Here is a 25,725-nt window from a genome sequence, read left to right on the forward strand (position 1 = left end):
AGCGGAGCATTAAAGCTATATTGACACCGATGTCAGTAGGGGCCTTGCGATGACCGACCTCCAGCCGATCCCGCCCGCCGATCCGAATCTTGCCTGCGCGGCTGACGGAACCGTCTTCCGCAACCCCGCGCGCACGATGCCCAAGCGCGACGTGGGCAAGGCCATCGCCAAGTTCCGCGAGCTGATCAGGGACAAGGAGAACACCAAGCTGGTGTTCGAGATCTACGAGGCGTTGCCGTCGAAATCATTCATGCCGCGCGCGCGCGCTGCCACCTTGAGCGAGCACGGTCAGGCCTTGCGCGAGGCGGAGCCGTTCCTGCCGCCGATGCTCGATGACCATGCCGAACTGCGCAAGCTGCCCAAGGGTTCGGTCGCGCATGCCTATTGCGATTTCATGGAGAGCGAGGGGCTGTCGGCCGCCGGGCTGGTCGCCGAATCGGAGAAGATTGGGCGTCCCAAGTACGGCGACCTGATCGAATGGTATGGCTTTCGCCAGCGCGACACCCACGATCTGATGCACATCCTCACCGGTTACGGTCGCGACGCGCTGGGCGAACAGTGCGTGCTGCTGTTCACGCACGGCCAGCAACCCGCTGCCGGTCACTTGCTGCTCGGCTATGCCGGCGCGTTCAACATCACCAAGCAAGTCAAGAGCAAGGCGCCCGTGTGGCGCGCCGTGCGCGAGGCGCATCGCCGGGGCAAGAGCTGCCCGCCGCTGGTCGAGATGTCGATCCGTGAGCTGCTGGCGATGGACCTAGCCGATGCCCGTGCGAAGTTCGGCATCGGTGAGCCCACGTGGTACCGCCGCTGTCACCAGGTGTGGCAGAGCGAGGGCGTGAACCCCTATGACCTGCTCGGCAAGGCTGAGGCGGCCGAGGAAAAGCGCGCCGCCTGACCCGGGCGGGAGTTAGCTTTCCATCCAGTCGCGGAAGAAGCTGTCGCTGGCTTCGCGAAGGTCCGCCAGCGCGACCGACTGCTCTCCGATCACCAGCGCATCGCCGCCGGTGGTGCCGATCCGTTCGAACGGCACCTGGCCGCGGTCCAGCTCCACGCCTGGCGCGACCGTCACCAGATAACGGGCTTGTCCTTCGTTAAAGGCGAACTCGCTGGTCATCGCGTCTACCTGCGCGCCAATGCCGCTCGCGAGCGCCATTTCGGCCAACGCGACCAGCAGGCCGCCGTCGCTGATGTCGTGAACCGCGGTAACCTTGCCATCAGCAATCAACCGGCGGACGATCTCGCCATTAAGCCGCTCGTCGGCCAGGTCGACCTGCGGCGGTTCGCCGTCCTCGCGGCCGTGAATTTCGCGCAGCCACAGCGATTGGCCAAGCTCCGGGTAGTGCGCACCGATCGCCAGGATCGCGTGACCCTCCGCCTTGAAAGCGACGGTGGCCATCTGCTCGTAGTCGGCGATCACCCCGACGCCTCCGATCGCGGGGGTGGGCAGGATCGCGCTGCCGCCGCCGGTCGCCTTGCTTTCGTTGTACAGGCTGACGTTGCCGCTCACGATCGGGAAGTCGAGCGCGCGGCAGGCATCGCCCATGCCGTCGAGACATCCGGTGAGCTGGGCCATGATCTCGGGCCGCTGGGGATTGGCGAAGTTGAGGCAATTGGTCACCGCCAGCGGCCGCGCGCCCACCGCGCACAAGTTGCGCCATGCCTCGGCAATCGCCTGCTTGCCGCCTTCGTAGGGGTCGGCATAGCAATAGCGCGGGGTGCAATCGGTGGTCATCGCCAGCGCCTTCCGCGTCCCATGAACCCGCACCACCGCGGCGTCGCCGCCCGATAGCTGGAGCGTATCGGCGCCGACCTGGCTGTCGTACTGCTCCCAGATCCACCGGCGCGAGGCGAGGTCGGGTGAGGCCATCAGCTTGAGCAGATCGGCTCCCAGATCGGTGCTCGCCGGCACCGCGCCCAGCGGCGCGACCTTGGCCCACGCCTTGTAGTCCTCGCGGCTCATCGCCGGCCGGTCGTAGAGCGGCGCATCGGCGGCGAGCGGGCCGAGGGGGATGTCGCACACCACCTCGCCTTCGAATTCCAGCACCATGTGCCCGGTATCGGTCACCTCGCCGATCACCGCGAAGTCCAGCTCCCACTTGCGGAAGATGGCTTCGGCCTCCGCCTCGCGTCCCGGCTTCAGCACCATGAGCATCCGCTCCTGGCTTTCCGACAGCATCATCTCGTACGGGGTCATGCCGTCTTCGCGGCAGGGAACGTTGTCCATCACCAGCCGGATGCCGGCCTTGCCATTGGTCGCCATCTCGACGCTGGAGGAGGTGAGGCCCGCCGCGCCCATGTCCTGGATTGCCACGATCATGTCGGTCGCCATCAGTTCGAGGCACGCCTCGATCAGCAGCTTTTCGGTGAATGGATCGCCGACCTGCACTGTGGGACGCTTCGCATCGGCATCGTCGCCGAAGTCGGCGCTCGCCATAGTGGCGCCGTGGATGCCGTCGCGCCCGGTCTTGGAACCGACGTACACGATCGGGTTGCCGACGCCGGTCGCCGCCGAATAGAAGATGCGGTCGGCATCGGCGACGCCCACCGTCATCGCGTTGACCAGGATGTTGCCGTCGTAGGCGCGGTGGAAGTTGGTCTCCCCGCCGACGGTCGGCACGCCGACGCAATTGCCGTAGCCGCCGATGCCGGCGACCACGCCCTTCACCAGATGCTTCATCTTGGGGTGGTCGGGCCGGCCGAAGCGCAAGGCGTTCATGTTGGCGACGGGCCGCGCGCCCATCGTGAACACGTCGCGCAGGATGCCGCCAACGCCCGTGGCGGCACCCTGATACGGTTCGATATATGACGGGTGGTTGTGGCTCTCCATCTTGAAGATCGCAGCCTGCCCGTCACCGATGTCGATCACGCCGGCGTTCTCGCCCGGGCCGCAGATCACCCACGGCGCCTCGGTCGGCAGCTTCTTGAGATGAATGCGCGACGATTTGTAGCTGCAATGCTCCGACCACATGACCGAGAAGATGCCCAGCTCCACCAGATTGGGCTCGCGTCCCAGCGCGTGGAGGACGCGTTCGTATTCCTCGGGGCTGAGGCCGTGGGCCTCGACGACTTCGGGCGTGATTTCCGGCATGGCCGCGCCCTTAGCGGCGGGGGAGGCCAGCCGCTAGCCCCGCATGGATATGCGCCGGCGAGTCATCCCCAGCCACCAGGCCGACAGCGTCGCCAGGCCATAGGCGAAAAAGGCGAGGATGCTGGTGCCGGGCGTCACCGCGGTAGGCTCGGGCCCGAACCAGTTGATCGCCTGCAACGCCAGCAGCACCAGTCCCAGCACGATCGGCGGGAGCGCCGGGCCGCGGGTGCGCGACAGGTAGAACGCCAGCGCGCCGAACGTCAGCGCCAGTTCCAGCGGCATCGCAATGGCGGGGTAGTTCCACAGGCCGAGCCCCAGCGGCGGCGGTGCGCCAGCGATCGTCAGGTCCGGGCGATGCACCAGCAGGTCGAGCAGCCAGTGGCTCAGCACGACCATCCCGACCAGCAGCGCGAACCGGAAATCCCGCCGCCACAGCCACACGATCAGCGCAAAGCCTGCCGCCCAGGCCGCACTGCCCAGCAGGCTGTGCGTATACGGCATGTCATACAGGTCCATCGGGTTCATCGCGGTGATGCCCGGCGCCACGCGCATGTGTTCCGTTCCGGTCAGGAGAAAGGCGAAGAACGCCCAGTCCACCAGCTGCGCCGCCACGAACAGGGTGCCCAGCCGCGGTTGGCGCCGGCTGACGACTGCGGCTGCCAGAGCCGGCGCCCAATGGCCGATGAACATCGCCGCAAATCTCCCCTTGATCCCCGCGGCCAGCTTGACCGGGCGGGGGCGGACCGTCAATGGATGGCGCATGGCCGACACCGTTCCCGATATCGCCGCGATGACCTTTGAGGATGCCTTGCGATCGCTGGAAGACGTGGTCCGGCGGCTGGAAAGCGGCGAGGTGCCGCTCGACCAGTCGATCACGCTGTACGAGCGGGGCGAGGCGCTGCGCGCGCACTGCCAGGCGCGACTGGATGCAGCGCAGGCGCGGATCGAGAAGATCGTCGCCGGCCCTACCGGCCAGGCAAGCCACTCCGTGCCGTTTGACAGCGATGACTGATCTTCATGACTGACGTTCTTTCGTCAGGCGACGCCTTGCTGAGCGACGCGCTCGCCCGCATCCAGCGCGAGGTCGACGCTGCCATGGCTGGCTTCCTGCCGGTGCCCGACGACGCGCGCGCCCCGTTGGTGGAGGCGATGCGCTATGCCGCGATCGGCGGGGGCAAGCGCGTGCGTCCGCTGCTCACGGTCGCGACCGCCAGCATGTACGCGGTGAGCCGCGATGCGGCGGTGCGGACCGGCTGCGCGGTCGAGGCGATCCACGTCTATTCGCTCGTGCACGACGACTTGCCGTGCATGGATGACGATGAGACCCGCCACGGCAAGCCGACCCTGCACAAGGCTTACGACGAAGCGACGGCGGTGCTGGCCGGGGATTCGCTGCACGCGCTGGCGTTCGAGATCCTCTCCATGCCGGAAACCGCCGGCGATCCGTTCGTCCGTGCCGAACTGACCGCCGCGCTTGCGGCAGCGAGTGGGTGGAACGGCATGGCCGGCGGGCAGATGATGGACATGGCGGCCAGCGCCGGCGACTATGACCTGCCGACGATCACGCGGCTCCAGCAGCTCAAGACCGGGGCCCTGCTGGGCGCGGCCGTGGAGATGGGCGCAATTCTGGGCCGGGTCCCGGAAGAGGGGCGGGGCCACCTGCGCGCCTACGCGCGCGACATCGGCCTCGCGTTCCAGATCGCCGACGACCTGCTCGACATCGAAGGTGACGAGCAAGCGGCGGGCAAGGCGCTGCGCAAGGACGAGAGCGCGGGCAAGGCGACGTTCGTATCGTTGATGGGCGTGGAAGCGGCTCGGATGCAGGCGCGGGCGCTTGTCGATCAGGCGGTTGGCCATCTGGCCGCTCACGGCGACGAGGCCGATCTGCTGCGCTCGCTGGCGCGGTTCATCGTGGAAAGGGACCGGTGAAAGCCAGCGTCATAATCTCGCTGGCTGTTTTGTGCTCAGGATGTCAGCGGACGTCGGCTGAAAATGCATTGATTTCTGCGTTTCCGAAGGAGGCTAAGATCCCACATTGTGCGACTATGTGGGTGAGTGACGAGAGACATTCGTATCTGCAAAGGGGAGAAGGGCAACCTTCGTACAGTGATCGGCTCGATGTCAGCGCGACATCCGAATGTGTCGATCGCTGGTCAAAGTCACTGGAAGGTTTGGATGATTGCGAGTTCGACGTGCACGGCTGTCCAATGTACCTTCGGATGAGCGATGCCGAAATACTGTACGTCGGTCGAAAGCCCGGAGCGACAGCAACCGTCGTCATATATTGGGTCCACGCAAAGCCTTTGCGCGGTGTGCGTTATCAAAGTCTAGAAACAACACGCGATACGAGGGTAACTGGCCATGGCTGAACGCATCGGCATTTATCCCGGCACCTTCGATCCCATCACGCTGGGCCACATGGACATCATCGAGCGCGGCTCGAAGCTGGTCGACCGGCTGATCATCGGGGTCACCACCAACATCGCCAAGTCGCCGATGTTCTCGGACGACGAGCGGATCGCGATCGTGAAGCGCGAACTCGCCGGGGTGAGCGGCAACATCACCGTGGTCGGTTTCAATTCGCTGCTGATGGATTTCGCCGAGGCGCAGGGCGCCTCCGTGATCATCCGCGGGATCCGCGGCGTGACCGACTTCGAATACGAATATCAGCTCACCGGCATGAACCGCCAGCTCAACGACCGGATCGAGACGATCTTCCTGATGGCCGATGTCAGCCTGCAGCCGATCGCCAGCCGGCTGGTAAAGGAAATCGCGCTGTACGGCGGCGACATTTCCAAGTTCGTCACCCCTGCCATTCGCACCGATGTGATGGCCAAAGTCGATCAGGTCGGCCGCCGGGGCACGGGCTAACCATTCATTGAACCGACAGTCGGTGCCCGCTACAGCGCGCGGCGACGGACGATCACTTCTGGACGGGAATTACATGCTGAACCGCCTGCTCGCTGCCGGAGCGCTGTGCGCGCTGGCGCTCGCCTCTGCCGCTTCCGCGCAAGACGAGGCTGCGGCACCAGTTGCCGCCACTGAAACGGTGGCTGCCGCGGCGGAGGCTCCGGCCGCGCCGCGGGTGTACGCTCCGGTCGATTTCAACATCGCCAACGATCCCGAGAACATCCTCCTGCTCGACCTGTCGAACGGGCAGCGCGTGGCCATTCGCCTGATGCCGAGCTGGGCGCCCAATCACGTGGAGCGGATCAAGACCCTGACGCGCGAGGGGTTCTACAACGGGGTGAAATTCCACCGCGTGATCGAAGGCTTCATGGCGCAGACCGGCGATCCCACCGGCACCGGACGCGGCGGATCTTCGTTGCCCGACCTCAAGGCGGAGTTCAATCCGATGCCGCACCTGCGCGGGACCATCTCGATGGCCCACGCGGCGAGCGACGATTCGGCAAACAGCCAGTTCTTCATCACGTTTTATCCGCGCTTCAGCCTCGACCGGAAATACACCAATTTCGGACGGGTCATCGCCGGGATGGATGCCGTCGACGCGATCAACCGGGGCGAGCCGCCGGCTGAGCCTACCGTGGTGCTGCAAGCCTCCATCGCCGCGGACGGAAAGCCGCAGGCGGTGGCGCCGCCGGCGCCCGCGATCGAATCCCCGGTCAGTGTTGACGAGCTGAACGCGCCGCTGACGCAGTAAGCGGGCGCGCAGGCGGGAATCCGATGCGCGTAGACCTGTTCGATTTCGAATTGCCGCCCGAACTGATCGCGCTGCGGCCGGCCGCGCCGCGCGACGCGGCACGTCTGCTGGTGGTGCAGGGCGCAGAAGCGTTCGCCGACCGCATTGTGCGCGATTTGCCGACGTTGCTCAATCCGGGCGATGTGCTGGTGTTCAACGACACCCGCGTGATCCCGGCGCAACTGGAAGGCCGCCGGGGCGAGGCGCGGATCGGCGCGACGCTGCACAAGCGGGTCGACCTCAGGCGGTGGCACGCGTTCGTGCGCAATGCCAAGCGCCTGCGTGAGGGCGACACGGTGGTGTTCGGCGCGGACGTCGCCGCCGTGGCCGAAGCCCGCCATCCCGATGGTTCCTGGACCCTGGCGTTTGCCGGCGACGAGCCGGTCGAGGTCCTGCTTGAGCGGGCGGGCCGGATGCCGCTGCCGCCCTACATCGCCGGCAAGCGCCCGACGGACGAACGCGACAGAAGCGACTACCAGACGATGTTCGCCGCGCGCGACGGGGCGGTGGCGGCGCCGACCGCCGCGCTCCACTTCACGCCGGAACTGATAGCCGCGCTGGAGGCGGCTGGCGTGGCGCGCGAAATCCTCACGCTGCATGTCGGCGCGGGCACATTCCTCCCGGTCAAGGCCGACGACACCGATGACCACGCCATGCACGCGGAGTGGGGCCGGATCGATGCGCCGACCGCGGCGCGCCTGAACGCCGCGCGAGAGGCGGGGGGCAGGGTGATTGCGGTCGGCACCACATCGCTTCGCCTGCTCGAAAGTGCCACCGGCCAGGACGGCATCATCCGCGATTTTGCGGGCGACACCTCCATCTTCATCACCCCCGGCTATCGATTCAGAGCCGTGGATGGGCTGATGACCAACTTCCACCTGCCGAAATCGACCCTGTTCATGCTTGTATCGGCGCTGATGGGCCGCGAGCGGATGCAGGCGGTCTATGCCCGCGCGATCGAGAGCGGATATCGCTTTTACAGCTATGGGGATTCGTCGCTGCTGCTCCCCTGATTCCGCGGGGGATGCCGCTACTCGGTCGTCTTGCCGTCGAAATGCTCGTGGGCCGACTTCGCCTCGTCCGGGGTCCGGTGAACGGTGCCGTCGATATGTTCGGGCGGGCCGTAGATCGTGTACATCTTGAGCGGCTCGCTGCCGGTGCAGCGCACGTTGTGCCGCGCGCCCTGCGGCACGATCACCGCATCGTCGGCTTTGACGCGGTAGGTGGTGTCATCGACCATCACCTCTCCCTCGCCGGCTTCGAAGCGGAAGAACTGGTCGCGGTCCTCGTGCACTTCGGCGCCGATTTCCTCGCCCGGCGGGATGCTCATCAGCACCAGCTGAATATTGTGCCCCGTGTACAGGACGCGGCGGAAGTCCGTGTTGCCCTCGGTCGCGCTCTCGATGTCGCCGTGATAGCCCTTCATTCGCTGCTCCTTGGATATCTGGTGAACTTACGCCCGGTCAAACGCGCCGTTCCCCAGATCCAGGAAGGATCCGGGGCAGATCAATTGCTCGATCAGCGCATCATCCGCGGGCAGCCGCTTGTCGAGCATCAGCATGGCAATTCCGTGACCCAGCGACCACGCCTGCAGGGCGAGCCGGCCTGCCGCGGGGCCATCGCCGCCGCACAGTTCGGCCGTGGTCTCGTGCAACAGCGCGGACGCGGGGTCGGACTTGTCACCCGCCGGTTCACCATGGGCAAACACCAGCCGGAACAGCGCGGGGTGGGCCAAGGCAAACCGCACGTAAGCGCGGCCGATCTCCACGAAACCCGCTGGACCGCCGCCCGCCGCATCGTGCGCGCTGCGCTGCGCGGCACCCAGCAGCGCCAATCCCTCGCGCGCCAGAGCGGCCAGCAGCGCGTCCTTGTTGGGGAAGTGCCGGTAAACCGCCGTTGGCGAAACCCCCACTGTGCGCGCCAGTTCGCGCAGCGACAGATCGAGCCCGTCCGGCCCCTCGAGCGACTTCATCCCCGCAGCGATCAGCGCATCGCGCAGGGAGCCGTGATGATAAGTCGATTCTGATGTTGACACTGTTTACATAGCCGCTAAGTTGACGCTGTTCACATCGAGCTAGGCCTAGGAGTCGACAATGGCAAGCGTGCTGGAGAAAACCATTCGCGGGGCAGTGACCGCAGGCGTGACCAGTCTCGCTGGGCTCAATCGCAAGCGGCTGAGCGATGACAGCCCATTCCTGAGCGGCCTGCACACGCCGATGGCGGACGAGCTGACGCTGACGGATCTGGCGGTAAGCGGACACATTCCGCCGGAACTCGACGGCCGCTATGTCCGCATCGGACCCAATCCGCATTTCGCCGATGGCAAGGGGCACCACTGGTTCACGGGCGACGGCATGGTCCACGGGATCAAGCTGAAGGATGGCCGGGCCGAGTGGTACCGCAACCGCTACATCCGCTCGAACGCGTTGGAGGAAGCGGGCGGTCCGTCCGCCGCGCCGGGCCCGCGGCGCGGAATGAGCGACACCGTCAATACCAACGTGATTCAAGTCGCCAGCAAGACACTGGCGCTGGTGGAGGCAGGATCGTATCCCGCCGAGCTGAGCGACGGACTCGAAACGCTTGCGTACAGCGACTTCGGCGGCGGGCTCGCCGGTTCGTTTACTGCGCACCCGCATCACGATCCGGTCACAGGCGAGTTTCATGCGATCTGTTACGACGCGGCGGCGCCCAACCGGGTCACCCACGTTGCTCTCGATGCCCAAGGCACGGTTCTGCGCGAAATGCCCATCGCGGTCCGCAACGGCCCCTCGATCCACGATTGCGCGCTGACCTCGCATTATGTGGTAATCTTCGACCTGCCCGTGACGTTCTCGATGAAAGCGCTGCTGAGCGGGCACAAGTTCCCCTACCGCTGGAACCGTGAGCACCGCGCGCGCGTCGGCCTGGTGCGCCGCGATGGCGGCCCGACCAGCGTGACCTGGCACGATGTCGATCCCGCTTACGTCTTTCACGTCGCCAACAGTTATGAAGACGAGCAGGGCCGAGTGGTGATCGACGCCTGCGCTTACGACACGATGTTCGATGGCGACGGCGGCGGTCCAGCGGGACGCAACCTGGGGCTGGAGCGCTGGACCGTCGATCCGTCGGGCGGCGCCGTGACGCGGGTTACCCTGGATGCGACCCCGCAAGAGTTCCCGCGACCGGACGAACGGTATTTCGCGCAGCCGTACCGTTATGCTTGGGCGACCGGCCTGCCGGAGAAGGAAAGTGCGGACTTTGTCGGTCCGGCACCGCTGATCCGGCACGATCTGGAGGCAGGGACGCAGATCGAGCGCCAATTCGGACCGCACGCGGTGCTGGGCGAGTTCGTGTTCGTCCCCCGGCACGCCGACGCGCCGGAGGGTGACGGATGGGTGATGGGCTACATCATCGACCGGGATAGAGAGACCACCGACCTTGCGATCCTCGACGCTGCAACCTTGGAGGACGTCGCGCGGATCCATGTACCGCACATCATTCCGCCGGGGTTCCACGGGAATTGGCTGCCGGCAGCGTAGACTGGTTGCGCCCGGCGCGGCGGGCGGCAATGGTCGGTGGCGAATGGAAACGATTCTCGACATCGCCGGGCTGACCAAGGTCTATCCCAGCGGGCTCAAGGCACTCGACGGGGTGGATCTGCAAATCCGGCGCGGGGAGATCTTCGCGCTGCTGGGGCCCAACGGCGCCGGCAAGACGACGCTGATCGGCGCAGTCTGCGGGCTGGTGCGGGTGACCGAAGGGCGCATCACGGCCTTCGGCCAGGACCTGTCGCAGCACTGGCGGCACGCGCGCAAGCGGATCGGGTTGGTGCCGCAGGAACTGGGCTTCGACATGTTCGATACGGTTGAGCGGCAGGTCGCCTATTCGCGCGGACTATTCGGATCGCCGCCGGACCCCGCCCGGATCGAAGAGGTGCTGCGCTCGCTGAGCCTGTGGGACAAGCGCAAGGAGCAAATCCGCGCCCTGTCCGGCGGCATGAAACGCCGCGTGCTGATCGCCAAGGCGTTGAGCCACGATCCCGAACTGCTGTTTCTCGATGAACCGACCGCCGGCGTCGATGTCGAGCTGCGGCGCGACATGTGGCGGCAGATCGATCGCCTGCGTGACCAGGGCGTCACCGTGATCCTGACGACTCACTACATCGAGGAAGCGGAAGAGATGGCCGACCGGGTCGGGGTGATCAATCAGGGGCGCCTGCTGCTGGTCGACGACAAGGCCGCGATCATGGCCCGGCTCGGCCGTACCGAGGCGCGTTTCCGCCTCGCGGCGCCTTTGAGCGCAGTGCCGGACAGTTTATGCGCCTACCCGCTGCATCTGGAGGACGACGGCCTCACGCTCGCCTATCGCGGCGGCGACGGGGCGGGGAAAGGCAAGGCGGAGATCGCCGCGGTCGCGCAGGCGCTGCCGCAGCAAGGGATCGCCTACACCGCGCTTGATCAGAAGGAATCGAGCCTGGAGGACATCTTCGTCGGTCTGGTCGAGGAGGGCGCGGCATGATCAACTGGCGCTCCACTTATGCGATCTATCGCAACGAACTGATGCGATTCATGCGTACCGTGTTCGGTTCGCTGGTTTCCCCGGTGCTCACCACCAGCCTCTATTTCATCGTCTTCGGCGCGGCGATCGGCGGGCAGATGAACGATGTCGGCGGGGTCGACTACGGCGCCTTCATTGTGCCCGGCCTGCTAATGCTGACGCTGCTGTCCGAAAGCACCAGCAACGCGAGCTTCGGGATTTACATGCCCCGCTTCACCGGGGCGATCTACGAGCTGCTTTCGGCCCCGGTGGGCGTGGCCGAGACGTTGCTGGGATTTGTCGGCGCGGCCGCGACCAAAAGCTTGATCCTGGCTGCCGTGATCCTGCTGACGGCGACGCTGTTCGTCGACTACACGATCGCGCATCCATTCTTCGCGCTGCTGTTCATCCTGCTGGTTTCGGCCAGCTTCTCCTTGCTGGGATTCATCCTGGGCGTGTGGGCGGAAGGGTTCGAGAAGCTGCAGATGGTGCCGCTGCTTATCCTAACGCCGCTGACGTTCCTGGGCGGCACGTTCTATTCGATCGACATGTTGGCCGAGCCGTGGCGCACGATCGCGCTGGGCAATCCCATCGTCTATCTGGTGAACGGTCTGCGGTGGACGTTCTATGGCAAGGCGGATGTAAGCATCGGCGTATCGCTCGGGCTGACGCTGGCATTCCTGGCGATCTGCATCACGATCATCGCGTGGATCTTCCGCTCTGGCTGGCGGCTCAGGAGTTGACGAAGTCGGCGCTTTCCAGCCGGGTGTCCTTGTAGGCGACGAAACGGCGGGTCATCCGTTCGAAGAACCCGGCGCCGATGCGTTCCGCAAAACGCTGTGCCTGCTCGATGTCGGAGTACCACTTGCCGGTGCGTGTCGGGGTGACGAAGCGATATTTGGTCATTGTACCGGGATAATGATGGTGGCCCGACGCGGTTCCAATGTTGCGCTTGGTTAGCATAACCTGCCGCTCCACGGGCTGGCGGCTTCTTGGATGAGAGGCTAGGCGCACGTCATGACGCCCCGTTTCGAGTTCACGATCGACGCCACCGATGGCGCCGCGCGTACCGGTGTGATCGCCATGCGCCGCGGCGAAATTCGCACACCTGCCTTCATGCCGGTGGGTACCGCTGCCACGGTGAAGGCGATGAAGCCGGACAGCGTCCGCGCCACCGGTGCCGACATCCTGCTCGGCAATACCTATCACCTGATGCTGCGGCCGGGCGCGGAGCGGGTCGCGCGGCTGGGCGGCCTTCATCGGTTCATGAACTGGCCGCGCCCGATCCTGACGGATAGCGGCGGCTATCAGGTCATGAGCCTTGCGAGCCTGCGCAAGCTGACCGAGGAGGGCGTGTCGTTCTCCAGCCATATCGACGGGTCCAAGCACCTGCTGACGCCCGAACGATCGATGGAGATCCAGCGCCTGCTGGGTAGCGACATCGTCATGGCATTCGACGAATGCCCGCGCACCGACCGTCCGTTCGCCGAGATCGAGGCGAGCATGGAGATGTCGATGCGCTGGGCCCGGCGGAGCCGCGACGCCTTCGATGCAGGGGGCGAGCACGCGGACAACGCGGCGCTGTTCGGCATCCAGCAGGGGGCGCTCGACGAGGGGCTTCGCGCTCGGTCAGCCGGTGCGCTGCGCGAGATCGGCTTCGATGGCTACGCCATCGGCGGGCTGGCCGTGGGCGAGGGGCAGGAGGCGATGTTCGCCACCCTCGATTTCGCGCCCGGGCAGTTGCCGCATGATGCGCCGCGTTACCTGATGGGGGTTGGCAAGCCCGACGATCTGGTGGGCGCGGTGCTGCGCGGCGTGGACATGTTCGATTGCGTCCTGCCAACCCGATCGGGCCGCAATGGGCAGGCATTCACCTGGGCCGGCCCGGTCAACCTGCGCAACGCGCGTCATGCCGAGGATGCCGGGCCGCTCGACCCGCGCTGCTCGTGCGAGGTGTGCGGCCATTACAGCCGCGCCTATCTTCATCACCTGATCAAGGCTGGCGAGATGCTGGGCGCGATGCTGCTGACGGAGCACAACCTGTCGTTCTACCAGCAGCTGATGCAAGCCATGCGAAGCGCGATCGCCGAGGGGCGGATGACCGCTTTCGCCAGCGCCTTTCTCGCTGAGTACGGCGCAAAGGGATGACGTGGTCTCGCGCCGTGGTGATAGGCGCGAGCGGAGGTATCGGCAGCGCGCTGGCAGCCGAATTGGACAAGCGTGGTTGCACGGTCGTGGGCCTGTCGCGCAGTGGCCCGGAAGACAGGCACATCGATATCGAAGACGAGCCGTCGATCGCGCGGGCGGCTGAGCGGGTTGCAGCGGGCGGGGTGGCCGACTTGGTGATTGTCGCCAGCGGTGCGCTCTCGCTCGGCGGCAAGAGGCCGGAGAAAAGCTGGACTGCGCTTGATGCCGACTACCTTGCGCGGCTGTTTGCGGTGAACGCCACCGGGCCCGCGCTGGTCGCCAAGCATTTTCTGCCGCTGTTGCCCCGCTATGGCCGCAGCGCGTTCGCGGCTCTCGGTGCCCGCGTCGGCAGTATCGGCGATAACCGGCTGGGGGGGTGGTACGGCTACCGCGCGTCGAAGGCCGCGTTGGTGCAGCTCGTCCGCACGCTGGCGGTGGAACTTGCCCGCAGCAGGCCCGAGGCGCTGTGCGTCACTCTCCATCCCGGGACTGTCGCCACCTCCTTGAGCGAAAGGTTTGCCGCCGGTCGGGAGACCTTTTCCCCTGAAGAGGCCGCGCATCATCTGCTCGCCGTCCTCGACCGCCTCACCCCCGCCAGCAGCGGCCGTCATTTCGCGTGGGATGGGGCGGAGATCGCACCCTAACATGCAAAAAGGGCGGCCCCGCGGGACCGCCCTTTCAAATCATTCCGAATGATTGGCGATCAGCGCGAGTAGAACTCGACCACCAGGTTCGGTTCCATCGTCACCGGGTAAGGCACTTCGTCCAGCGTGGGCACGCGGGTGAAGGTGATCTTGTCGGTGCCATCGGGGCTGACGTAATCGGGGATGTCACGCTCGGGCAGGCTCTGCGCCTCGATAACCAGAGCCATCTCCTTGGCCTTGTCGCCCAGGCTGATGACGTCGCCCGCGGCGATGCGGCGGCTGGCGATGTTGCACTTCACGCCGTTGACGCGGATGTGGCCGTGGCTGACGATCTGGCGCGCGGCGAAGATCGTCGGCGCGAACTTCGCGCGGTACACCACCATGTCCAGCCGGCGCTCGAGCAAGCCGATCAGGTTCTGGCCGGTGTCGCCCTTCATGCGGCTGGCTTCGGCGTAAGTCGACTTGAACTGTTTCTCGGTCACGTCGCCATAGTAGCCCTTGAGCTTCTGCTTGGCGCGCAGCTGGAGGCCGAAATCGCTGGTCTTGCCCTTGCGGCGCTGACCATGCTGGCCGGGGCCATACGAGCGGCGATTGACGGGAGAACTGGGACGGCCCCAGATGTTCTCGCCCATCCGGCGGTCGAGTTTGTGCTTGGCGCTCTTGCGCTTCGACATGGTGTCGTTCCTTCAATTTGCAGGTCCGCCCAAACGGCGGCCGTTTAACCCGGCATCGCCCGGCGGACCGAATATGTCCGCCGCGATCTCCGCTTCACCGGGATACGGGATCAAATGCGAAGCGCGCCCCTAGCAGGAACCGCGCCAAGGTCAAGGTCGCGCTCTCGACAAACGCGCGCCGAACGGCCAACGCGCGCGCCATGACCGAAATCGTTTCACCTGACGATTGCCAGACCATGCGCGAAGTTCGCGCGGGCGTGGACCAGACCGACCGCGAGCTGATCGATTTGCTGGAGCGCCGCTTTGGCTACATGCGCGCCGCGGCTCGAATCAAGCAGGACCGGGCGTCAGTCCGCGACGAAGGGCGGAAGGCTGCGGTGATCGCCGCTGCGGCCGACCGGGCGGCTGCGGCCGGCCTTCCGCGCGACAGGATCGCGGAACTGTGGGACCAATTGGTCGAGGCATCGATCGCCTACGAACTGATCGAGTGGGACCGTCTGCGCGGTTAGTACCGATCGGGCTTGGCCAGGTGGCTGAGCACCCCGCGGACGGTGCGGACCTCCAAGTGATTCCACGCGGGCTTGGTCAGCAGGCTCCGCAAGGTGCGCCGGGTATGTTGCCTGCGGTCTTCCGGCCGGAAAAACCCTTTGGGCTCAAGCATCGTCTCGAGCTGGGCGATCATCCCCTCCAATTCGACCTGCGGGGCTGGGGGCAGTAGCTCCTCCTCGGTCGGTGAGCTGAGCGCCTGGGATTTGGACCATTCATAAGCGACGAGGATGACCGCCTGCGCCAGGTTCAGGGAGCCGAATTCGGGATTGATCGGCACCGTCAGGATCGCGCGGGCGAGGGCAACGTCATCGGTCTCCAGCCCCGATCGCTCGGGCCCGAACAGGATCGCGCTGCGGCCGATCTGCGAATGGATTTCACGCGCGGCTGCCTCGGGCGTCACCACCGGCTTGGTGACCCCGCGCTTGCGCACCGTGGTCGCATACACGTGCGCGCAGTCAGCGACCGCATCGGCGGTGGTCGCGAAGACTTGTGCCTTTTCAAGCACGATGTCCGCGCCGGATGCCGCAGGCCCGGCCGAGGGGTTGGGCCAGCCATCGCGCGGCTCAACCAGGCGCAGTTCGGTAAGCCCGAAGTTGAGCATCGCCCGCGCCGCCTTGCCGATGTTCTCGCCTAGCTGGGGGCGCACTAGCACGATGACCGGGTCATCAGCCACCGCCGATGTCCCGTACGCTGCTGGCGAACTGTTCGAAATCGCGCGCTTCGCTGAAGTCGCGGTACACGCTGGCGAAGCGGATGTAGGCGACGCTGTCGAGTTGGCGCAGCCCCTCCATCACCAGTTCGCCGATTCGCGCCGATGGCACCTCGCTCTCGCCGGACGTTTCGACCTGGCGCTGGATGCCGCTGATCAGCTGGTCGAGTCGTTCCTGCTCCAGCCCGCGCTTCCGCACCGCGAGCGCGATCGACTGTTCGAGCTTCGCGCGGTCGAACGGCTCACGCCGCCTTTCCAGACCATTGGCGCCTGATTTCACCACCACCACTTCGCGCAGCTGGACCCGTTCGAAGGTGGTGAACCGCGCGCCGCAGCGTTCACACTGGCGGCGGCGGCGGATCGCGGTGCTGTCCTCGGTCGGGCGGCTGTCCTTGACCTGCGAATCGTCGTGGGCGCAGAACGGGCAGCGCATCCGGCCTGGCGCGCCTTACTTCTTGACGCGGTTGTAGAGCGCGATGCCCGCGCCGGCGACCAGTCCCACCGGCAGCGACACGAACGGCAGCAGCACGCCCGCCACCGCGCCGATCGCGGCGCCCGCCAGCACCGGCTTGGTCGACGGGTGATGCATGCCTTCCTTGGCCATGCCGCTGACTTCGGTCTTCACGTCCGCGACCCAATCCTGGCCCCCGCCGTTGTTGTTGCTGTTCTGGTCCATCATCAATTCCTTCCGGGATAAACGGGAAATGCTTCGCACAGTTCGCTGACGCGGCGGCGAACGCTTTGTTCCACCTGGGCATCGCCGTCAGGTCCATTGCGCGACATCCCATCGACGACTTCGGCGATCAGCCCGCCGATCGTGCGGAATTCCTCCGGCCCGAAGCCACGGGTGGTTCCCGCCGGGGTGCCGAGGCGGATCCCGCTGGTCACGAACGGACTGCGCGTATCGTAGGGAATGCCGTTCTTGTTGCAGGTGAGATAAGCGCGGTCGAGGCCATGCTCGGCCGCCTTGCCGGTCACGTCCTTGGGCGTCAGGTCGACCAGCATCGAATGATTGTCGGTGCCGCCAGACACCACCCGCAGCCCGCCGGCCTCGACGCCCGCTGCCAAGGCACGCGCGTTCTCCACGATCCGCTGCGCGTACTCGGCGAAATCCGGCCGCAGCGCTTCACCGAATGCCACCGCCTTGCCGGCGATCACATGCATCAGCGGCCCGCCCTGCAAGCCCGGGAACACCGCCATGTTGACCGGCTTGGACAGCGCCTCGTCGTTCCAGAGGATCACGCCGGAGCGCGGACCGCGCAGGCTCTTGTGCGTGGTCGTCGTCGTCACGTGCGCGTGCGGCACGGGGGAGGGGTGGGCGCCGCCGGCCACCAGGCCCGCGATGTGGCTCATGTCGACCAGCAGGTACGCGCCCACCTCGTCGGCGATGCGGCGGAAGCCTTCCCAGTCCCATACTCGCGAATACGCGGTGCCGCCGGCGATGATCAGCTTGGGTTGGTTCGCGAGCGCGGTGGCGCGGACTTCTTCCATGTCGATCCGCTCATCTTCGCGGCGCACGCCATAGCTGACCGGATTGAACCACTTGCCGCTCATGTTAACCGGCGAACCGTGCGTCAGGTGACCGCCCGAGTTGAGGTCGAGGCCCATGAACGTATCGCCCGGTTGCAGCAGCGCCAGGAATACCGCCTGGTTCATCTGGCTGCCGCTGTTGGGCTGAACATTGGCGAACGCGCATCCGAACAATTGCTTGGCCCGCTCGATCGCGAGGTTCTCGATCACGTCGGCATGTTCGCAGCCGCCGTAATACCGCTTGCCCGGATAGCCTTCGGCATATTTGTTGGTGAAGACCGATCCGGTCGCTTCCAGCACCGCGCGGCTGGTGATGTTCTCGCTGGCGATCAGTTCGATGCGGGTCCGCTGCCGCTCCAGCTCATCGCGCACCGCAGCCGCGATCTCGGGATCCGCGGCCTCGAGATCATCCCCCCAGAAGCGGTCGAGGGCATCGGCGGAAGTCTGACGGTCGATGGTGGCTGCGGGATTCATGCCGGCTCCTGGAACGGGGGCGGGTTGGAAAGCTTGTCGACCCGGCGCTGGTGTCGTCCGCCGCCGAATTCGGTGCCGATGAACGCGCCGACGCACGCCTTGGCCATATCGATCCCGGTCAGGCGGGCGCCGAGCGCGATCACGTTGGCATCATTGTGCTCGCGCGCCAGGGCCGCCGAAAGCGGCTCCGACACCAGCGCGCAGCGTACCAAGGGGTGGCGGTTGACCGAGATCGATATGCCGATGCCCGATCCGCACAAGGCTACGCCAAGACCGGCAGTGCCATCCGCTACAACCTCGGCCAAACGATAACCGAAATCGGGATAGTCGACGCTGTCGTGGCTGTCGGGCCCGAGGTCCGCGACCTCGTGGCCTTCGTCGATCAGCCACTCGCGCAGGGCGGCCTTGAGGTCGACCGCGGCATGATCGGAAGCAATGGCGATGCGCATGGCGGCGCACATAGGCGCTCGGCGGGCGGATCGCTACCTCAAAGCAGAGCTGTCCCCCGCCAAACGCAGCGCCTCATTCTGCGCGCGCGGTTGCCAAAGCGTTCACCACGGCAGCGATGTCATATGGCTTCGTCAACGTCGGGACGTTCGCATATTCCGCCGGGTTCAGCGTGTCGCCGTATCCCGACGCAAACACGAACGGAACCGAACGGCCAGCCAGGATCTGCGCGACCGAGTAGCTCTTTTCGCCGTGGACATTGATGTCGAGGATCGCTGCATCGAACGACCGCGCGTCCAGCAGCTCATGCGCACGCTGGATCGACCCGGCGACTTCCGGCTGCGCGCCCGCGTCCTCAAGCTGTTCTTCCAGCGCCATCGCAATGATCGGCTCGTCCTCGACGACGAGGATCTTTAAACCGGCCAGACTCATCGGCTACGCCCTTCAATTCGCATTACAAAGTGGCACTGCAGGCCATCGGGGTGGAAGTCGAGCGTTACCTTGTTCTCGCCTTCCGCCGATAGGCCCCGTTCGATAAGCCGCGTGCCAAACCCGCGCCTGGTAGGCTGCGCGACCCTTGGCCCACCTGACTCCCGCCAGTCGATCGTCAGCACACATGCATCCTGTTCGGCCTCGGTGGTCCAGTCGACCGTCACCTGACCATCATCAACCGACAGCGCGCCGTACTTGATCGCATTCGTACTCAGCTCGTGCAGGACCATGGCCAGCGACACCCCGGTTTGCGGGGTGAGCGTCATGTCGGGCCCGGAAAGGGTGAACCGGCTGATGTCGGTCCCCACGGTCGCCTCCACCGCGCTGCGGACGGTGTCCGCCAGCTGCGCCGGTTCCCAATTGCGCTCGGTCAACAAGCTGTGCGCGGCGGCCAGGGCCTTCAGCCGAGCATCAAAGGCGTGCAGCGCCTCGTTCCCGTTCTCAAGTTTGCGAAAGGACTGGGCGGCCAGACCCTGCACGATGGCGAGGGTGTTCTTCACGCGGTGATTGAGTTCGTTGATCAGCAGCTTTTGCGCTTCCTCGGCTGCGACCTCTTCAGTGACATCATGGCCCTGCACCAGGATCGCTTCGACCTGGCCGTTGCCCATGATCGGCTGGTACGCGAAGTTGAGGAAGCGGGACGAAAGCTCTTCGGACCCCTCGGTTCGCAACAGGACCTCGGCCCGTTCCCCCAGATACGTCTTCCGCTCCGCGCGTACCTTGTCGAGGATGCCGACGAAGCCTTGGTCCGCGACCTCGGGCAGCGCATCGAGAACTGATTTGCCGATAATTTCGCGTCCACCGACGAGCCGGTGATATGCGGCATTTGCCATCAGGAACACGTGCCTGGACCCGGCAAGAACCGCCACGAAGCCGGGCGCTTGTTCGAAATAGGCCCGGAACCGGTCCCGCTCCTCGGCCAGGTCGAGATTGCGCGCCTGGATCGCTCCGGCCCGCTCAAAGACACCGGCTTCATCCCGCAATCGCCGCAGCCCGTGAAGCTCGGTGACGTCTACCGTATGCTGCAGGATATAGCGGACAGTGCCCGCATCGTCGTGAACGGGCGTGTGAGTCGCGCTCCAGAACCGGGTGTCCATTTCGCCCGACGGATTGGCGATGTCGTAGCGGATCAGCGCCAACTCATCGACTTCGCCGGTCCGCAGCACCCGCGAGAAAGAGCTTTCGAGCGAGCGGTGGCTTTCGCTTGCGGGGTCGCTGGGAAATGCCTGGAACATTCCCTGGCCAAGAATGTCTTCTCGCCGCCGCCCCGTCGCTGCAAGGTAGGCGTCGTTCATCCATACGATCGTCAGGTCGCGATCGATCAGGACGTAAGGATTGGGCGACTTCGCCAGCAGGGCGGCGAAGTCAATCGGCAGGTCCGCGTTCATGCTCCGGCACCCTCGCACACGGAACCTTCGCGCACGTAAACAACCTGCACGGGCAGACTGCCCCGACCGGTCGACAACTGCACAACAACGGTGACGGCGACGCGCTCGTTACTGGTCGAGGAAGCTGCGCATCTTGCGCGAGCGGCTGGGGTGCTTGAGCTTGCGCAGCGCCTTCGCCTCGATCTGCCGGATGCGTTCACGGGTCACGGAGAACTGCTGGCCGACTTCTTCCAGCGTGTGATCGGTGTTCATGCCGATGCCGAACCGCATGCGCAGCACACGCTCCTCACGCGGGGTGAGCGACGCCAGCACCCGGGTGACGGTTTCCTTCAGGTTCGACTGGATCGCCGCATCCACGGGAATGATCGCGTTCTTGTCCTCGATGAAATCGCCCAGATGGCTGTCCTCCTCGTCCCCGATGGGGGTTTCGAGTGAGATCGGCTCCTTGGCGATCTTCATCACCTTGCGGACCTTCTCGAGCGGCATCGACAGCCGCTCGGCCATTTCCTCGGGCGTGGGCTCGCGGCCTTGTTCGTGGAGGAACTGGCGGCTGGTCCGCACCAGCTTGTTGATCGTCTCGATCATGTGGACCGGGATGCGGATCGTGCGCGCCTGGTCGGCGATCGAGCGGGTGATCGCCTGCCGGATCCACCAGGTGGCATAAGTGCTGAACTTGTAGCCGCGGCGGTACTCGAACTTGTCGACCGCCTTCATCAAGCCAATGTTGCCCTCCTGGATCAAATCCAGGAATTGCAGCCCGCGATTGGTGTATTTCTTGGCGATGGAGATAACCAGGCGCAGGTTCGCCTCGACCATCTCCTTCTTGGCGATCCGCGCCTCGCGCTCGCCTTTCTGGACCATGTTGACGATCCGGCGGAACTCGGGGAGCGACATGCCGGTGGCGCTGGCGATGTCGGCGATTTCCGCCCGGATGCGCTCGACGGCGTCGGCTTCCTTATCGGCGAAGGCCGCCCACTTCTTGTCCTTCTTCGCATTCGCCTGCAGCCAGGTGTCGTCCAGCTCATTCCCGATGTAGGCGCCCAGGAAGTCGGCGCGCTTCACCTTGTGCCGTTCGGCCAGGCGCAGCATCTGCCCACCCAGCGTGGTCAGCCGGCGGTTGAAGGAATACAGGTTGTCGACCAGGAATTCGATCTTGGTGGCGTGGAACTGCACGCTTTCGACCTCGGCCGTCAGCTGCTCGCGCAGATCCTCGTATTTCTTTTCCTTGGCCTTGGGGAAATCCTCGCCCCGGCCAAGCACGTCGACGCGCTCGTTCTGCAGCTTCTCGAATTTCTTGAACAGGTCGGTGATGCGGGCAAAGGTCTCGAGAGCGGCCGGCTTCAGCGCCGCTTCCATCTGAGCGAGGGAGAGGGTGTTGTCCTCCTCCTCTTCCTCCTCGACTCGGCGTGACCGCGGCTCGCCGTCCTCGTCCTCGTCGGCTTCCTCTTCTTCCTCGACCTCTTCTTCTTCCTTGTAGGTCGGGCCGGCGGTCTCCTCGGAGATTTCGCCGTCTTCGTCGTCCTCGGCGCCTTCCTCCATCTTCTCGACGGGCGGTTCCTTGGACAGCATGGCATCGAGATCGAGGATCTCGCGAAGCTGCATCTCTTCGTTGTTGAGCGCTTCCGACCACAGGATGATGGCGTGGAACGTGATCGGGCTTTCGCACAGCCCCATGATCATCATGTCGCGGCCCGCTTCGATGCGCTTGGCGATGGCGATCTCGCCCTCGCGGCTGAGCAGTTCCACCGCGCCCATTTCGCGCAGGTACATCCGCACCGGATCGTCGGTACGCTCGATGACCTCTTTCTTCTTCGCGGCCGCGGCAGGTTTCGACGGCTTGTTGGACGCACCTTCGTCGTCGTCGTCTTCGTCGGTGCCGACTTCTTCGACGTCTTCCTCGGACTCGCCGTCTGCTTCGGCATCCTCGTCGTTTTCGACAATGTTGACGCCCATTTCGCTGATCGCGGACATGACGTCCTCGATCTGCTCGCTCGACAGTTCGTCCTGCGGCAGCGCTTCGTTCAGCTCGTCGACCGTGACATAGCCACGGCGCTTGGCCTTCATGATGAGCTTCTTCACCGACGCTTCATTGAGGTCGATGAGCGGGGCGTCGTCCTTGCCGTTGGCGTCTTCTTGAGTGGCCATTTCGTCTCGTGTCATTCAGTTTTCGTCCGGAATGCCGGGGTCTGCCACCGGAGAGTCAATTTCGGGTTGAGCCGCGCGCGCGGCCCTGCGGCTCGCCATTAGCCCGAGTCGTTTCTCGAACGCCAGCTTTCGTTTGAGCAGCCGCTGCTGCTCCGCGAACGCGGCCTCCGGCTCGGTTTCGAAGCGCGCGGTGGCGACCGCCAGGGCGGCTTCCAAAGCGGGCCGTTCCACCAAAAGCGACACGGCTTCGGCCAAGTCTTCGCGCGCGTCCTGCGGATCGGCGCCTTCATCGAGGAAGGCAAAACGGCTTTTGTCCGGCGGAGGTGCGAAACCCTGCGGTGCGGATATGGGCGTGGCGTGGCCGGGTTCAAGCATTTCAGCCGCTTCGATCAGTGTTTCCAGTGCCGGACCGCTGCGCCCGTCGCTGGATGCGAACCGCGCCAAGGGTTCGGCGTGAGCAAGGATCTGGTCCGGAAAGCGAAGCAGCCCGGCGATCACGGCACTTGCCAGCAGGTCGCGCGATCCACCATCGGCGGCCTGGCGGAGCCGCCCGGCGACCACAGGGTCGAGCTGCGGATTGGCAGCCTTGATGAAGCCGCCTTTCCATTCGCGCTTTTCCCGCGCGGCGCGCGGCGGGCGTGGTGGGAAAGCGAAAGCGGAGAACTTCTCCAGCAATTCGCGGCGATAGAGCGCCTTGATGTCCGGCTGCTCGATCGCGTCGCAGTGCACCATCAGCCGCGCTTGCAGCCCGGCCTTGTCTTCCGGAGTGCGAAGCGGTGCCGCGGTCTGTTCGAACGCCCATAGCGTGTCGATCAGGCTCGCGGGCGCGGCAAGCAAGGCCTCCATCGCCTGCGGACCTTGCTGCCGGATCAGGTCGTCAGGATCGAGGCCGGGGGGCAGCTGGACGATGGACAGGGTCTTGGCCGGGCTCAGCATCGGTAGCGCGCGACTGATCGCTCGCATCGCCGCGCGCTGGCCCGCGTTGTCGCCGTCGAAGCAGAGGATCGGCGCATCCGCCAACCGCCACAGCATCTCCAGTTGCCGCTCCGTCAGCGCGGTCCCCATCGGTGCCACCGCATCCTCGAAGCCCGCCGCTGCCATCGCGACCGCGTCCATCTGGCCTTCCACCACCACGATCCGGCCGCTTTTGCGGGAGGCGGGGCCCGCCCGGTGAAGATTGAACAGGGTCCGGCCCTTGTCGAACAGTGGCGTGTCAGGCGAGTTCAGGTATTTAGGCGCGTCTTTCTTGTCAGCGTCCAGGATGCGCGCCGCAAACCCGATCACCCGCCCGCGCGGATCGTGGATGGGGATCGTCAGGCGGTCCCGAAAACGGTCGTACGGCTCCTTTTCGTCCACCGCGATGAGCAGGCCCGCCTCGATCAGCATGGCCCGGTCGAACTGCTTGAGCGCGCCACCGATCGCGTTGCGGGCGTTCGGCGCGTAACCGAAGCCGAACCGCTCCAGCGTATGCGCATCGAAGTCGCGGCTCGCGAGGTACTCGCGGGCTTTCGCTCCGGCGGGCGTGTCGAGACTGGCGCGAAACCAGTCCTGCGCCGCCTGCGTCACCTCGTGCAGGCCGGCCTGCTGCTCGGCGCGCTGGGCGGCGCGCGGGTCGGGGGCGGGCACCTCGAGACCCGCCTCGCCGGCAAGTTCCTTGACCGCATCCATGAACGACATGCCGCGCTGGTCGGTCATCCAGCGGATCGCGTCGCCGTGCACGCCGCAGCCGAAGCAGTGGTAGAAGCCCTTCGCGTCGTTGACGTAGAATGATGGGCTCTTTTCGTCGTGGAAGGGACAGCACGCCTTCCACTCGCGACCGGCGCGCTGCAGCTTGGTGGTGCGCATCACCACGGTGCTGAGCGTTATCCGCGCGCGCAGTTCATCAAGCCATTGCGGGGATAGCGCCATGCGCCCTCAATGCGGGCGAATCGCCTTGCGATGCAACCTCAGGTGCAGGCGTTTTTGACGCCCTGCCTGGCCGCTGGGTAGAGACCGCTGCCGATCGCTTCCGTGCTGTCGGCGTCGAACGCATACGCGGGGGCGAGGCCCGCCGGGGGCAGGGTGCTTTGCCAATAGAAGGTCAGCGGCTCTTTCTGCTCCCACTGATCGCCGCCGTCGCCCGCGCTCACCGTCCACACCAGCTTGCCGGCATCGCAGCTTACCACCACGTCCGCCTTGCGGCCGATCGCGGCCAGCGCTTCCGGCTTGGCATAACCGGCGTTGCCGGTGAAACCGTGCGCCGGCATCACCATGCGGAACGAAGTCGCGCGCTCGATGTCGCTCGCGGTATTGTTCGCGCCGATGCCGGTGCTCTCGTCGTTATCGCCGCCGGGATAGACGACCATGACATAGGTATAGACCGTACCCGCCGGGGCGGTCGCGGGATCGCACGGATCCATACCCTTGGGGCACGCGACGAAGCTGCGGAGGTCGGCGAAGTTGCCGGCGCTGTTGCGCATCGCCTGAGTTTTCTCCTCGATCCGGCCGCCCAGGGTGAATTCGGTCAGGTCGCCCGCCGTCAAAGCCTTGGCGGCCGCGTCCGCCGCGCCGTCGCTGTCGACGCGGTTCAGGTCGGTCACTTCCTGGTCGCCGACCTCGCGCGGCGACGGGTCGCGGTCAGAACACGCCGCCAGTGCCAGCGCGAGCGCCGATGCGGAGATCAGTTTCCTCATGTGTCCCCCTTTCGGCGCGTGTCCCGGTCAGGACAGCGCCTCTTTGACCAGCCGGCTGGCGGTCTGCATGTCGAGCACAGTGCCATGCCGGGCTTTTAGTTCCGCCATCACGCGGCCCATATCCTTAATCGATTCGGCGCCGAGGGTTGATTTGATGTCGGCGATCGCGGCGCGGGTCTCGTCCTCGGAAAGCTGCTGTGGCAGGAACTCCTCGATGACCTTGAGCTCCTTGCGCTCCTGCTCGGCGAGTTCTTCGCGATTACCCTCAACGTACATGGTTATCGACTCGCGCCGCTGCTTGGCCATTTTTTGCAGGACATCGACCGCCAGCGCGTCATCGTCGGGCTGGGTCGAGGCCGTTCGCAGTTCGATGTCCTTGTCCTTCAGCTTGGCAAGGATCAGGCGCACCGCGGCCAGCCGCTCCTTGTCGCCGCCCTTCATCGCGTCGATCTGGGCTTGCTTGATGGTATCGCGGATCATTCGGTCTGCCTTTCGGTTGAGCTGTTGAGGC

29 protein-coding genes are annotated in these 25,725 nt (G+C 65.5%); 12 read left to right on the top strand and 17 right to left on the bottom strand.

Annotated features, from left to right (window positions below):
* The first annotated feature begins 49 nt into the window (after nt 1-49).
* Nucleotides 50-895 carry a Coq4 family protein gene (locus C0V74_RS01470; protein ID WP_143250316.1) on the top strand — a complete coding sequence of 282 codons (846 nt, stop codon included), beginning with the start codon at nt 50-52 and terminating at the stop codon, nt 893-895.
* Nucleotides 896-907: 12 nt separating this feature from the next.
* On the opposite strand, the gene purL is transcribed toward C0V74_RS01470, so the two are convergent.
* Nucleotides 908-3,088, bottom strand: coding sequence for a phosphoribosylformylglycinamidine synthase subunit PurL (purL, locus tag C0V74_RS01475; protein ID WP_143250317.1), 2,181 nt, complete (start codon nt 3,086-3,088; stop codon nt 908-910).
* Nucleotides 3,089-3,121: 33 nt separating this feature from the next.
* Nucleotides 3,122-3,850, bottom strand: a complete 729-nt coding sequence (locus C0V74_RS01480; RefSeq protein WP_246844916.1) for a hypothetical protein — start codon at nt 3,848-3,850, stop codon at nt 3,122-3,124.
* Here C0V74_RS01480 and C0V74_RS01485 point away from each other — a divergent pair.
* The 5 genes from C0V74_RS01485 to queA all read left to right on the top strand — a co-directional run bounded on the left by C0V74_RS01485 (nt 3,849) and on the right by queA (nt 7,801).
* Complete coding sequence (locus C0V74_RS01485; RefSeq protein ID WP_143250318.1) at nt 3,849-4,100, top strand: exodeoxyribonuclease VII small subunit; 252 nt, start codon at nt 3,849-3,851, stop codon at nt 4,098-4,100. The two genes, C0V74_RS01480 and C0V74_RS01485, sit on opposite strands and share 2 nt — an antisense overlap.
* Nucleotides 4,101-4,105: 5 nt before the next feature.
* A complete protein-coding gene (locus C0V74_RS01490) occupies nt 4,106-5,017 on the top strand; it encodes a polyprenyl synthetase family protein (protein WP_143250320.1) in 912 nt (303 codons plus the stop codon).
* A gap of 432 nt (nt 5,018-5,449) precedes the next feature.
* Nucleotides 5,450-5,959, top strand: coding sequence for a pantetheine-phosphate adenylyltransferase (gene coaD / locus C0V74_RS01495; protein ID WP_143250321.1), 510 nt, complete (start codon nt 5,450-5,452; stop codon nt 5,957-5,959).
* A 73-nt stretch (nt 5,960-6,032) separates the two neighbouring features.
* A complete protein-coding gene (locus C0V74_RS01500; protein ID WP_143250322.1) occupies nt 6,033-6,749 on the top strand; it encodes a peptidylprolyl isomerase in 717 nt (238 codons plus the stop codon).
* A gap of 23 nt (nt 6,750-6,772) precedes the next feature.
* Nucleotides 6,773-7,801, top strand: a complete 1,029-nt coding sequence (gene queA / locus C0V74_RS01505; protein WP_143250323.1) for a tRNA preQ1(34) S-adenosylmethionine ribosyltransferase-isomerase QueA — start codon at nt 6,773-6,775, stop codon at nt 7,799-7,801.
* Between the two features lie 17 nt (nt 7,802-7,818).
* Here queA and C0V74_RS01510 read toward each other — a convergent pair whose 3' ends face one another.
* Together C0V74_RS01510 and C0V74_RS01515 are read right to left on the bottom strand one after the other, a co-directional pair.
* Nucleotides 7,819-8,214 carry a cupin domain-containing protein gene (locus C0V74_RS01510; protein ID WP_131623256.1) on the bottom strand — a complete coding sequence of 132 codons (396 nt, stop codon included), beginning with the start codon at nt 8,212-8,214 and terminating at the stop codon, nt 7,819-7,821.
* A gap of 27 nt (nt 8,215-8,241) precedes the next feature.
* Entirely contained in the window at nt 8,242-8,823 is a 582-nt protein-coding gene (locus C0V74_RS01515) for a TetR/AcrR family transcriptional regulator (RefSeq protein WP_246844917.1), read from the bottom strand.
* Between the two features lie 58 nt (nt 8,824-8,881).
* Here C0V74_RS01515 and C0V74_RS01520 point away from each other — a divergent pair, with 58 nt between their 5' ends.
* The 3 genes from C0V74_RS01520 to C0V74_RS01530 are packed head-to-tail and all read left to right on the top strand — an operon-like array spanning nt 8,882 to nt 12,046.
* Nucleotides 8,882-10,306, top strand: coding sequence for a carotenoid oxygenase family protein (locus tag C0V74_RS01520; RefSeq protein WP_143250324.1), 1,425 nt, complete (start codon nt 8,882-8,884; stop codon nt 10,304-10,306).
* 43 nt (nt 10,307-10,349) lie between these two features.
* A complete protein-coding gene (locus C0V74_RS01525) occupies nt 10,350-11,285 on the top strand; it encodes an ABC transporter ATP-binding protein (protein ID WP_143250325.1) in 936 nt (311 codons plus the stop codon).
* Nucleotides 11,282-12,046 (top strand): ABC transporter permease, encoded by a 765-nt coding sequence (locus C0V74_RS01530; RefSeq protein WP_131623248.1) that lies wholly within the window; start codon nt 11,282-11,284, stop codon nt 12,044-12,046. The genes C0V74_RS01525 and C0V74_RS01530 overlap by 4 nt, the downstream gene beginning before the upstream one ends.
* On the opposite strand, the gene C0V74_RS12800 is transcribed toward C0V74_RS01530, so the two are convergent.
* Entirely contained in the window at nt 12,036-12,209 is a 174-nt protein-coding gene (locus tag C0V74_RS12800; protein ID WP_168194124.1) for a hypothetical protein, read from the bottom strand. The two genes, C0V74_RS01530 and C0V74_RS12800, sit on opposite strands and share 11 nt — an antisense overlap.
* A 111-nt stretch (nt 12,210-12,320) precedes the next feature.
* Here C0V74_RS12800 and tgt point away from each other — a divergent pair, with 111 nt between their 5' ends.
* Both tgt and C0V74_RS01540 read left to right on the top strand, forming a co-directional pair.
* Complete coding sequence (tgt, locus tag C0V74_RS01535) at nt 12,321-13,451, top strand: tRNA guanosine(34) transglycosylase Tgt (protein ID WP_143250326.1); 1,131 nt, start codon at nt 12,321-12,323, stop codon at nt 13,449-13,451.
* Complete coding sequence (locus C0V74_RS01540) at nt 13,448-14,134, top strand: SDR family NAD(P)-dependent oxidoreductase (protein ID WP_143250327.1); 687 nt, start codon at nt 13,448-13,450, stop codon at nt 14,132-14,134. Before tgt ends, C0V74_RS01540 begins: the two co-directional genes overlap by 4 nt.
* Nucleotides 14,135-14,193: 59 nt before the next feature.
* On the opposite strand, the gene rpsD is transcribed toward C0V74_RS01540, so the two are convergent.
* Entirely contained in the window at nt 14,194-14,808 is a 615-nt protein-coding gene (rpsD, locus tag C0V74_RS01545) for a 30S ribosomal protein S4 (RefSeq protein WP_131623240.1), read from the bottom strand.
* Between the two features lie 200 nt (nt 14,809-15,008).
* Between rpsD and C0V74_RS01550 the strand changes: the two genes are divergently transcribed.
* Nucleotides 15,009-15,317: a chorismate mutase gene (locus C0V74_RS01550; RefSeq protein WP_143250328.1), complete on the top strand. Its 309-nt coding sequence runs from the start codon at nt 15,009-15,011 to the stop codon at nt 15,315-15,317.
* On the opposite strand, the gene C0V74_RS01555 is transcribed toward C0V74_RS01550, so the two are convergent.
* The 11 genes from C0V74_RS01555 to C0V74_RS01605 form a co-directional block, all read right to left on the bottom strand.
* Entirely contained in the window at nt 15,314-16,030 is a 717-nt protein-coding gene (locus tag C0V74_RS01555) for an RNA methyltransferase (RefSeq protein ID WP_143250329.1), read from the bottom strand. The two genes, C0V74_RS01550 and C0V74_RS01555, sit on opposite strands and share 4 nt — an antisense overlap.
* The gene (gene nrdR, locus C0V74_RS01560; RefSeq protein ID WP_131623234.1) at nt 16,023-16,499 is read right to left on the bottom strand and encodes a transcriptional regulator NrdR; all 477 of its coding nucleotides are present in this window, start codon (nt 16,497-16,499) and stop codon (nt 16,023-16,025) included. Before nrdR ends, C0V74_RS01555 begins: the two co-directional genes overlap by 8 nt.
* 15 nt (nt 16,500-16,514) lie before the next feature.
* Nucleotides 16,515-16,745 carry a hypothetical protein gene (locus C0V74_RS01565; RefSeq protein WP_131623233.1) on the bottom strand — a complete coding sequence of 77 codons (231 nt, stop codon included), beginning with the start codon at nt 16,743-16,745 and terminating at the stop codon, nt 16,515-16,517.
* The gene (glyA, locus tag C0V74_RS01570) at nt 16,745-18,070 is read right to left on the bottom strand and encodes a serine hydroxymethyltransferase (RefSeq protein ID WP_143250330.1); all 1,326 of its coding nucleotides are present in this window, start codon (nt 18,068-18,070) and stop codon (nt 16,745-16,747) included. Before glyA ends, C0V74_RS01565 begins: the two co-directional genes overlap by 1 nt.
* A complete protein-coding gene (gene rpiB / locus C0V74_RS01575) occupies nt 18,067-18,519 on the bottom strand; it encodes a ribose 5-phosphate isomerase B (RefSeq protein ID WP_131623229.1) in 453 nt (150 codons plus the stop codon). Before rpiB ends, glyA begins: the two co-directional genes overlap by 4 nt.
* A 73-nt stretch (nt 18,520-18,592) precedes the next feature.
* Nucleotides 18,593-18,949, bottom strand: a complete 357-nt coding sequence (locus C0V74_RS01580) for a response regulator (RefSeq protein ID WP_143250331.1) — start codon at nt 18,947-18,949, stop codon at nt 18,593-18,595.
* Nucleotides 18,946-20,397: an HWE histidine kinase domain-containing protein gene (locus C0V74_RS01585; protein WP_246844918.1), complete on the bottom strand. Its 1,452-nt coding sequence runs from the start codon at nt 20,395-20,397 to the stop codon at nt 18,946-18,948. Before C0V74_RS01585 ends, C0V74_RS01580 begins: the two co-directional genes overlap by 4 nt.
* 108 nt (nt 20,398-20,505) lie before the next feature.
* Entirely contained in the window at nt 20,506-22,542 is a 2,037-nt protein-coding gene (rpoD, locus tag C0V74_RS01590; RefSeq protein ID WP_131623226.1) for an RNA polymerase sigma factor RpoD, read from the bottom strand.
* Nucleotides 22,543-22,557: 15 nt separating this feature from the next.
* Nucleotides 22,558-24,450, bottom strand: a complete 1,893-nt coding sequence (gene dnaG / locus C0V74_RS01595) for a DNA primase (RefSeq protein WP_143250332.1) — start codon at nt 24,448-24,450, stop codon at nt 22,558-22,560.
* A 38-nt stretch (nt 24,451-24,488) separates the two neighbouring features.
* Entirely contained in the window at nt 24,489-25,214 is a 726-nt protein-coding gene (locus C0V74_RS01600; RefSeq protein WP_143250333.1) for a hypothetical protein, read from the bottom strand.
* A 27-nt stretch (nt 25,215-25,241) separates the two neighbouring features.
* A complete protein-coding gene (locus C0V74_RS01605) occupies nt 25,242-25,694 on the bottom strand; it encodes a GatB/YqeY domain-containing protein (RefSeq protein WP_131623220.1) in 453 nt (150 codons plus the stop codon).
* Between the last annotated feature and the right edge of the window lie 31 nt (nt 25,695-25,725).

Origin of the sequence: Altererythrobacter sp. TH136 (assembly GCF_007065885.1) — a bacterium.
Lineage (GTDB): Bacteria > Pseudomonadota > Alphaproteobacteria > Sphingomonadales > Sphingomonadaceae > Tsuneonella.